This is a genomic window from Streptomyces xiaopingdaonensis, assembly GCF_000262345.1.
GTDB lineage: Bacteria > Actinomycetota > Actinomycetes > Streptomycetales > Streptomycetaceae > Streptomyces > Streptomyces xiaopingdaonensis.
This window is the reverse complement of record NZ_AJTQ01000113.1, coordinates 22172-30843: the sequence shown is the minus strand read 5'-3', so window position 1 is coordinate 30843 and position 8672 is coordinate 22172. Positions and strand designations below refer to the sequence as shown.

6 protein-coding genes are annotated in these 8672 nt (G+C 71.2%); 2 read left to right on the top strand and 4 right to left on the bottom strand.

Features of this window, described 5'->3' with window-relative positions; translation table 11 throughout:
* Positions 1 to 57 precede the first annotated feature (57 nt).
* From UWG_RS0108740 to UWG_RS0108730, 3 genes are read right to left on the bottom strand one after another with little or no spacing between them, the layout of a single operon-like run.
* Positions 58 to 888 (bottom strand): sugar ABC transporter permease, encoded by an 831-nt coding sequence (locus UWG_RS0108740; RefSeq protein ID WP_193386431.1) that lies wholly within the window; start codon positions 886 to 888, stop codon positions 58 to 60.
* 2 nt (positions 889 to 890) lie between these two features.
* Positions 891 to 1985 (bottom strand): carbohydrate ABC transporter permease, encoded by a 1095-nt coding sequence (locus tag UWG_RS0108735; protein ID WP_016906821.1) that lies wholly within the window; start codon positions 1983 to 1985, stop codon positions 891 to 893.
* A gap of 23 nt (positions 1986 to 2008) precedes the next feature.
* Positions 2009 to 3277, bottom strand: coding sequence for an extracellular solute-binding protein (locus UWG_RS0108730; protein ID WP_029391278.1), 1269 nt, complete (start codon positions 3275 to 3277; stop codon positions 2009 to 2011).
* Positions 3278 to 3563: 286 nt separating this feature from the next.
* Here UWG_RS0108730 and UWG_RS0108725 point away from each other — a divergent pair, with 286 nt between their 5' ends.
* Both UWG_RS0108725 and UWG_RS0108720 read left to right on the top strand, forming a co-directional pair.
* On the top strand, positions 3564 to 4574 hold the full coding sequence (locus tag UWG_RS0108725; RefSeq protein WP_193386430.1) for a LacI family DNA-binding transcriptional regulator: 1011 nt from the start codon (positions 3564 to 3566) through the stop codon (positions 4572 to 4574).
* A 110-nt stretch (positions 4575 to 4684) separates the two neighbouring features.
* A complete protein-coding gene (locus tag UWG_RS0108720) occupies positions 4685 to 5698 on the top strand; it encodes a phosphatase PAP2 family protein (protein WP_016906818.1) in 1014 nt (337 codons plus the stop codon).
* Here the strand turns inward: UWG_RS0108720 and UWG_RS0108715 are convergent.
* Positions 5683 to 8652 carry a bifunctional [glutamine synthetase] adenylyltransferase/[glutamine synthetase]-adenylyl-L-tyrosine phosphorylase gene (locus tag UWG_RS0108715; protein ID WP_033196044.1) on the bottom strand — a complete coding sequence of 990 codons (2970 nt, stop codon included), beginning with the start codon at positions 8650 to 8652 and terminating at the stop codon, positions 5683 to 5685. The genes UWG_RS0108720 and UWG_RS0108715 overlap by 16 nt on opposite strands.
* Positions 8653 to 8672 lie beyond the last annotated feature (20 nt).

Genomic DNA, 8672 nt, shown 5'->3' with positions numbered 1-8672 from the left:
CCCGGCGGGTGGCCGCGCGGGGCGGGCCCGCGGCGGCGGTCGAGGAGGGTGCGCTCTTCAGGACTTCGTCGCACCCGCGGTGAGCCCGGAGACGAGGTGCCGCTGCGCGAACCCGAAGACCACGGCGGCCGGTACGGCGATGATCACCGCGGCGGCCGTCATCGAACCCCAGTCGGAGCCGTAACGGTTGACGAAGGTCTGGAGGCCCCCGGCGAGGGTCAGGTTCTCCTCGCCCGTCATGAAGGCCGTGGCGTACGCGACTTCGGCCCAGGCGGTGACGAAGGAGTAGAACCCCGTCACGGCTATGCCGGGCTTGGCGAGCGGGAGCACCAGCCGCCAGAAGGTCCCGAAGGGGGTGAGGCCGTCGACTCTGCCCGACTCGTCGATGTCGATCGGGATGGTGTCGAAGAAGCCCTTCATCATCCAGGCGCAGAACGGCACCGCGATGGTGAGGTACGTGATGATCAGGCCGACCGGCTGGTTGAGGAGACCGAGGGTGGCCATCGTGTTGTAGAGGGGGACGATGAGGACGGCCATCGGGAACATCTGAGTGATCAGCAGCACCCACATCAGGGGCCGCATCCCGGGGAACCGGAAGCGGCTGATCGCGTAGCCGGTCGTGGCGGCGATGAAGACGCCGATCAGCGTGGTGCCGAGGACGACGACGAGCGAGTTGCCGAACCAGGTGAGGAAGTAGGTGTCCTGCACCACGTGCGTGTAGTTGGCGAGGGTGAACTCCTTCACCAGCGCCGTGGAGAAAGCCTCGCTCTTCGGCTTGAAGGAGGTGACCAGCAGCCAGAGCGGCGGGAAGAGTGCCACGGCGGTGCCGAGCACCAGCCCCGTGTGGAGCCCGAACGAGGCGAGCGGGGAGCGCTTGCGCGTCTGCATCGTCACCACACCTCTCCCTGGCGGCGCAGTGCCCGCCGGTAGACCATCGTGAAGAGGACGAGCAGCAGGAGGATCAGCACGCCCCAGGTCGCCGAAGTGGCGAAGTCCCGCGGGCTGTTGATGAAGGAGAGCCGGTACGCGTAGGTCACCAGGATCTCCGTGGAGTCCTCCGGGCCGCCCTTGGTGAGCAGGAAGATCACGGGGAACATGTTGAACGTCCAGATGGTGCTGAGCAGGATCACGGTGCTGCTCACCGAACGCACGCCGGGGAGCGTGATGTTGCGGAACCGCTGCCACGGGCCCGCGCCGTCCATCTCCGCCGCCTCGTAGAGCTCGCCCGGTATCGACTGGAGGGCTCCGAGCATCGCGACGATCATGAAGGGGACGCCGAGCCAGACGTTCACCGCGATCACCGCGAGCTTCGCCCAGGTCGGGTCGCCGAGCCACGGAACCGCCTCGATGCCGCCGCCGTCGAGCACCTTGTTGAGGAGTCCGTCGCGCTCGTTGAAGAGCATCCGCCAGGCGAAGACGGAGACGAACGCGGGAATGCCCCAGGGCACGATCATCGCGACCCGGTAGAACGAGCGGCCGTGCACCTTGCGGTTGAGCATGTTGGCGAGGGTGAGGCCGAGCGCGAAGGTGAGCGCCACGCAGCCGACCGTCCAGAACGCCGTCCAGCCGAGGCGGCTCCAGAAGACCGAGTCGCCGAGGACGGCCGCGTAGTTGTCGAGGCCGACGAAGGAGTAGGTCGCCGGGATGTGGTTGACGCCGATGTCACGCGCGACGTTGGCCTCGTCCGCGTCGGTGAGCGAGAGCCAGACGCCGCGCCCGAGCGGGTAACCGATGATCACCCCGATGACGAGGACGACGGGCGCCACCATCGTCCACGCGTACCAGTGCCGGGAGAACGCGCGGCGCAGCGGCCCCGGCGCGCCCGCGTCGCGCCGCTGCGGGCGGGGGCTGCCCGCTCCGGCGCCCGATCCCGCGCGCTGCCGCGGTGGTTGCTTTCTCGCCGGCCCGTGCCCGCGGCCGGGGACGGGGCCCTCCTCGGTCCCGTCCGCCGGTCCCGGCACCGGCCGGCTGCTCTGCGCCGCCATGTCAGCTCGGCCCGTCCCCTCGGTTACTTGTAGTCCTTGAGCAGCTTGCGGAACTCGTCGCCCGTCTTCTTCGCCGCCTCCTGCGGCGTCCTGCCGCCGCCGAGGACGCCGTCGACGCCGACCCGGATCGGCTCGAAGAGGGAGTTGCCCTCGGCGATCCAGGGGCGCTGCCTCGCCTTGTCGACGGCGGGCTTGAAGAACTCGACCATCTCGTTCTTCCGCACGGCCTCGTCCTCGTAGACCGAGGTGCGGGTGGGCAGCAGGCTCAGCTCCTTCGTGGTGCGCTTCTGCACCTCGGCCGAGCTCATGTACTTGACGAACTCCTGCGCCGCGCGCATGTTCCCCGTGCCCGCGTAGATGCCGAGGTTCCAGCCGCCCTGCGGGGAGCCCTGGGCCTGGGAGCCGCCGGGGACGGCCGCGACGCCGAGGTTGTCCTTGTCGTCCTTGAACTCCTTGCCCTGCTGGGCTCCTGCGATGTCCCAGGGGCCGTCGATGATCATCGCGACCTTGCCCGACTGGAACGCCTTGAGGCCGTTCTCCTGGCCGTCGCTGGAGTCGGTGAGCGCAGCCCCGGAGTCGACGAGGTCCTTCATCGTGGCGAAGGCCCGCTCGCCCGGCTTCTCGTCGACGGTGACCTTCTTCGCCTTGGTGTCGAGCAGGTCGCCGCCCTCGGCGTAGAGGTAGGGGAGGTACCAGTACGGGTCGTCGCCGCGGAGGTAGAGCGCGGTGGCGCCCGTCTCGTCCTTGATCTTCTTCGCGTTCTTCTTCAACTCGGCGAAGGTCTCGGGGACTTCGACGCCGGCCTCCTTCAGCAGCCTCTTGTTGTAGAAGAGCCCGAGGGTGTCCGTCACCTGGGGCGCGGCGTAGGTCTTGCCCTCGTACCTGCCGCTGCCCGCGGCGGTGGTGAGGTAGTCGGACTCCTTCTCCAACGCGGGGGTGTCGTCGAGCGGCGCGAGGTAGCCGAGGTGGGCGAAGTCGGCGACCCAGGCGACCTCGGTGCGCATGACGTCGGGGGCGCCGGAGTTGCCGCCCGCGGCGTTCTTGAACTTCTGGTTGGCGTCGCCGAAGTTGACGTGCACGTACTTGACGTTCACCTCAGGGTGCTTCTTCTCGAAGTCCTCGGCGATCTTCTTGTACGTGCCCTTCTCGGCGTCGTTGGACGTGTCCCAGTAGGTGACCGTTCCCGAGATCCCGCCGCCGGCGTCGTCCTGCTCGTCGCCTCCTCCGCCGCAAGCCGTTGCCGCAACCGCCAGTGCCACCAGGGCCGCCGAGGCGCCTATGCCACGCCGCATCTCCTGATCCCTCCCGAAGTAAGCGCCCGTCACGTCGTCAAAGCCGCGGGCTGCGAAGGAAGTTAACAGCGTTGCAACCGCCGCGAAAGACCTTTCCGCAATTTTCTGCAAGCCACCGGGGCACCCGCCATGCAGGCGCGTACGCCCCCGGAGCGCGAGCGCGTACGACCGCACCGGCGCGCACGACCACGCCCAACCATCGGGACACAAACGGCATCCGGAAGCATTGCGGCAAGTTCGCACACCAGGTGGGCGCCTGCACAAAGAGACCGGTACAGTCCCGTACGTGACCACACGGCTAGCTGACATCGCGGCACAGGCGGGGGTCAGCGAAGCCACCGTCAGCAGAGTGCTCAACGGCCGCCCGGGGGTGGCCGAGCCCACCCGCGAGTCCGTGCTCGCCTCGCTCGACGTCCTCGGATACGAGCGCCCCGTCCGGCTGCGCAGGCGCAGCGCCGGGCTCGTCGGACTGATCACCCCGGAGCTGGAGAACCCCATATTCCCGGCGTTCGCGCAGGTGATCGCGCAGGCCCTCACGCGGCAGGGCTACACCCCCGTCCTCGCCACCCAGACCCCGGGCGGCTCCACGGAGGACGAGCTCACCGGCATGCTCGTCGACCGCGGCGTCGCGGGCATCATCTTCGTCTCCGGACTCCACGCCGACACGACGCAGGACACCGGCAGGTACGAGCAACTCCGCGGCCAGGGCGTCCCGTTCGTCCTGATGAACGGCTACTCCCCCCGCATACACGCCCCGTCCGTCTCGCCGGACGACGCCGCCGCGATGCGCCTTGCCGTGAGCCACCTCGTCTCCCTCGGGCACCGGCGGATAGGGCTCGCGCTCGGGCCGGAACGGTTCGTCCCCGTGCAGCGGAAGATCGAGGGGTTCGAACGCACCGTCGTGGAGCAGCTCGGCGAGGACCCGGGGCCGCTGGTGCGGCACTCGCTCTTCACTCTGGAGGGCGGTCAGGCCGCGACCTCGGCGCTCCTCGACGAGGAGTGCACGGCGATCGTCTGCGCCAGCGACATGATGGCGCTCGGCGCCATCCGGGCAGCGCGGCAGCGGGCGTTGGCCGTTCCGCACGAGGTCTCCGTCATCGGCTTCGACGACTCCCCGCTCATACCGTTCACCGATCCGCCGCTCACCACCATCCGCCAGCCCGTCGCCGCAATGGGCCAGGCAGCGGTCCGCGCCCTGCTGGAGGAGATCGCCGGAACCCCGGCCCCGCACAGCGAGTTCGTCTTCCATCCCGAGCTGGTCGTCAGGGGATCGACGGCGTCGGCGCCCTCTGTCTGAAGAGGGAGAAGAGCCCCTCGGCGCCCTCTGCCCAAGGGTGGAGAACGCCCGATTCGAACCCGACTTCAGGATGATCGGCTGATGGCCGCTGTCTGGCAGACTGATGGCTTATGGGGGCACCGACACCGAGGACCGCAAAGGCAGGCCGGACCGGCTCCGCACGAGGAGCGGAAAGCGGAGAGGACGCGGCCGGGACGACCCGTACGCCGGCGCAGGAACCCGTCCTCCTCAGCCCTGAGGACGGCCCGACCCCCGCAGCCACGACCGCGCCGACGCCGCCCGAACCCGGTCACGCGGCGCCGCCCGCGGAGCGTCCGGGCGCCGCCGACCGCGCCCGTACCGCACTCGGCCGCATGCGCACCCCGCGGCATCCCCGCATCTGGTTCGAAGTCCTGCTGATCGCCGTCAGCTACTGGGTCTACTCCCTCATCCGCAACGCCGTCCCCGAGCAGCGCTCCGCCGCCCTGCGGAACGCCGACTGGATCTGGGAGACGGAGCGGACGCTCGGCATCGCCGTCGAGCAGACGGTCAACCATGCGGTCAACGGCGTCACCTGGCTCATCGTGTCGATGAACTACTACTACGCGACACTGCACTTCGTCGTCACGATCGGCGTGCTCGTCTGGCTCTACCGCCGCCACCCCGGCCGGTACGCGGCGACCCGCCTCGTCCTCTTCGCCACGACCGCGGTCGCCCTCGCCGGCTACTACCTCTTCCCGCTGGCACCCCCGCGGCTCATGCCGGGCGGCGGTTTCGTCGACACCGTGCAGGTCCACGAGACCTGGGGCTCGATGGCGTCGGGGAACCTGGCGGAGATGTCCAACCAGTACGCGGCGATGCCCTCGATGCACATAGGCTGGTCGGCCTGGTGCGGGATCACCCTCGCGGTGCTCGCCCGGCCGCTGTGGGTGAAGGTGCTCGGCGCGCTCTACCCGCTCACCACCCTCCTGGTGATCGTCGCCACCGCCAACCACTTCTGGCTCGACGCCGTCGGCGGCCTCCTCTGCCTCGCGTTCGGCTTCGCCGTCTCCCTCGCCTGGTACCGGCGCCTCGCCTACCGGCTCCCCCGCACGGCACCCGCCCGAGCGAACCCGGCTCGCCTCCGGGATCAGTCCTCGTCGTAGAAGAGGCGCTCCATCACCCCGCGGGCGCGGCGCGTGATGCGGCGGTAGTCGTCGAGCAACTCGCCGACGTGGCCCGGTTCGTAGCCGAGGTAGCGGGCGACACCGCCGAGTTCGCGCGGGTCCGAAGGGAAGGTGTCGCTCGGGGTGCCGCGGACGAGCATCGCCGCGTTGCGCACCCGCGTCGCCAGCATCCACGCCTCGTCGAGGGTCTCGGCGTCCTCTCCGTCGAGCAGTCCGGCGGCGCGCGCCGCTGCGAGGGCCCTGCGGGTGCGGGTGGTGCGCAGCTCGGGCACTTCGGCAGCGTGCCGTAGCTGGAGAAGCTGGACCGTCCACTCGACGTCGGTGAGGCCGCCGCGTCCCAACTTGGTGTGGGTGGTGGGGTCGGCGCCCCGCGGCAGCCGCTCGTTCTCCATCCGGGCCTTGAGTCTGCGGACCTCGCGCAGGCCGTCCTCGTCGAGCCCGCCGGCCGGGTACCGCAGCGGGTCGACGAGCTCGACGAACCGCTCGCCGAGCCCCCTGTCCCCCGCGATCGGCTCGGCCCGCAGCAGCGCCTGGCTCTCCCACACCTGCGCCCACCTGCGGTAGTACGCGGCGTAGGAGGTGAGCGAGCGGGCGAGGGTGCCCGTCTTGCCCTCCGGGCGCAGGTCGGTGTCGAGCACCAGCGGCGGGTCGGTCGACGGCAGCTCCAGCAGCCGGCGCATCTCGGTGGCGACGGCGAACGCCGCCTTGCCCGCCTCGTGTTCGCTGACGCCCTCGCGCGACTCGTGGACGAAGAGGATGTCGGCGTCCGAGCCGTAACCCATCTCGTGGCCGCCGAACCTGCCCATGGCGATCACGGCGAACCGCGTCGGCAGCTCGTCGCCCCACGCCGCCCGCACGGCCGCCCGGAGCGCACCGGCGAGGGCTGCCGCGTTGATGTCGGTGAGGGAGTCGCCGAGCCGGTCGAGTCCGACGGCCGGGTCGCCGGGTGCGAGGTGCTCGGTGCCGTACGCGCCGATGATGTCGGCCGCCGCGGTGCGGAACAACTCGCGCCTGCGCACCCCACGCACGGCGGCGACCGCCTGCTCGCTGCCGTCGGCCCGGCCCACGGCGGCGAGCGCCTCCTGTTCGAGGGAGGCGCGGGAGCGGGGGCGGAGCCCGTCGTCGTCGCCGAGGAGCGCGACCGCCTCGGGGGCGCGCAGCAGCAGATCGGGGGCGAGGCGCCCGGCCGAGAGCACCCTGGCGAGGTTCTCGGCCGCCGCGCCCTCGTCCCGCAGCAGACGGAGGTACCAGGGGGTCTTGCCGAGCGCGTCGGAGACCTTGCGGAAGTTGAGGAGTCCTGCGTCCGGGTCGGCCGAGTCGGCGAACCAGCCGAGCAGCACGGGCAGCAGCGTCCGCTGGATCGCGGCCTTGCGGCTGACCCCCGAGGCGAGGGCCTCCAGGTGGCGCAGAGCCGCGGCCGGGTCGGCGTAGCCGAGCGCCTCGAGACGCTCGCGCGCCGCCGAGGTGGAGAGCCGCACTTCGCCGACGTCGAGTTGGGCGACGGCGTCGAGCAGCGGGCGGTAGAAGAGCTTCTCGTGGAGGCGGCGCACGGCCGCGGCGTACCGGCGCCAGCTCTTGTGCAGCTCGGTGACGGGTTCGCTGCGGAACCCGAGGGAGCGGCCGAGGCGGCGCTGGTCGGACTCCGGTTCCGGCATGAGGTGGGTGCGGCGCATCTGGTGGAGCTGGATGCGGTGCTCCAGGGTGCGCAGGAAGCGGTAGGCGGCGTCGAGTTCGGAGGCGTCCTGGCGGCCGACGTAGCCGCCTTCGGCGAGCGCGGCGAGGGCGTCGAGCGTCGTGGGGCTGCGCAGCGAGGTGTCGGTGCGGCCGTGCACGAGTTGCAGCAGTTGGACGGCGAACTCGACGTCCCGCAGCCCGCCGGGGCCGAGCTTCAGCTCCCGATCGAGCTGCGCGCGGGGGATGTTGGCGACGACGCGGCGCCGCATCTGCTGCACGTCGCCGACGAAGTTCTCCCGCTCGGCCGCCTGCCAGACCATCGGCCCGACGGCGTCCAGGTACTCGTGGCCCAGCTCGGCGTCGCCCGCGACCGGGCGGGCCTTCAGCAGCGCCTGGAACTCCCAGGTCTTCGCCCAGCGCTGGTAGTAGACGAGGTGGCTGCTGAGGGTACGCACGAGCGGGCCGTTCCTGCCCTCGGGGCGGAGGTTGGCGTCGACCTCCCAGATGGTGCCCTCGGCCGTGGTGTCCGAGCAGATCCGCATCATCCGCGAGGCGAGCCGCGTCGCCGCCTGGAGCGCGGCGTCCTCCTCGGCGCCGCCCGCGGGCTCGGCGACGAAGACGACGTCCACGTCGGAGACGTAGTTGAGTTCGCGACCGCCGCACTTGCCGAGCCCGACGACGGCGAGCCGGCAGGCGGCCGCGTCCTCGGGGGCCTCGGCGGAGGCGAGACGCAGGGCCGCGCGGAGCGTGGCGGTGGCGAGGTCGGCGAGTTCGGCTGCGGTCTCCGCGAGGTCGCTCGTGCCGCACAGGTCGCGGGCGGCGATGGTGAGGACGCAGCGGCGGTAGAGGGCGCGGAGGCGGTCGGGTTCTGTGGCGGCGGCGAGTTCGGAGCCGAACTCCTCGATGCCGGGGTTGAGGTCGACCGACTCGTAGACCGCCAGCGTCTTCCAGTCGAGCGGGTGGCTCGCGAGGTGGTCGCCGAGCGCGTCGGAGGCTCCGAGGACACCGAGGAGGCGGTCGCGGAGGGGCTTCGCGGTGCGCAACGTGCCGAGGAACGTGCGGAGTTCGGCGTCGTCCACGGCTTCCAGCGCCTCGGTGAGGCGGACGAGCCCGAGGAGGGCGAGGTCGGGGTCGGCGGTGGCACCGAGCGCGTCGAGGAGCGGTGCGTCCCGGGAGAGGTCGACGAGCGCCGGCGCGTCCAGCAGCCGCTGCGCCGCGGCCGGGTCGGAGAACCCCCGTCGCACCAACTGCCCGAACATGCTGTCCCGTCGCCCGAACT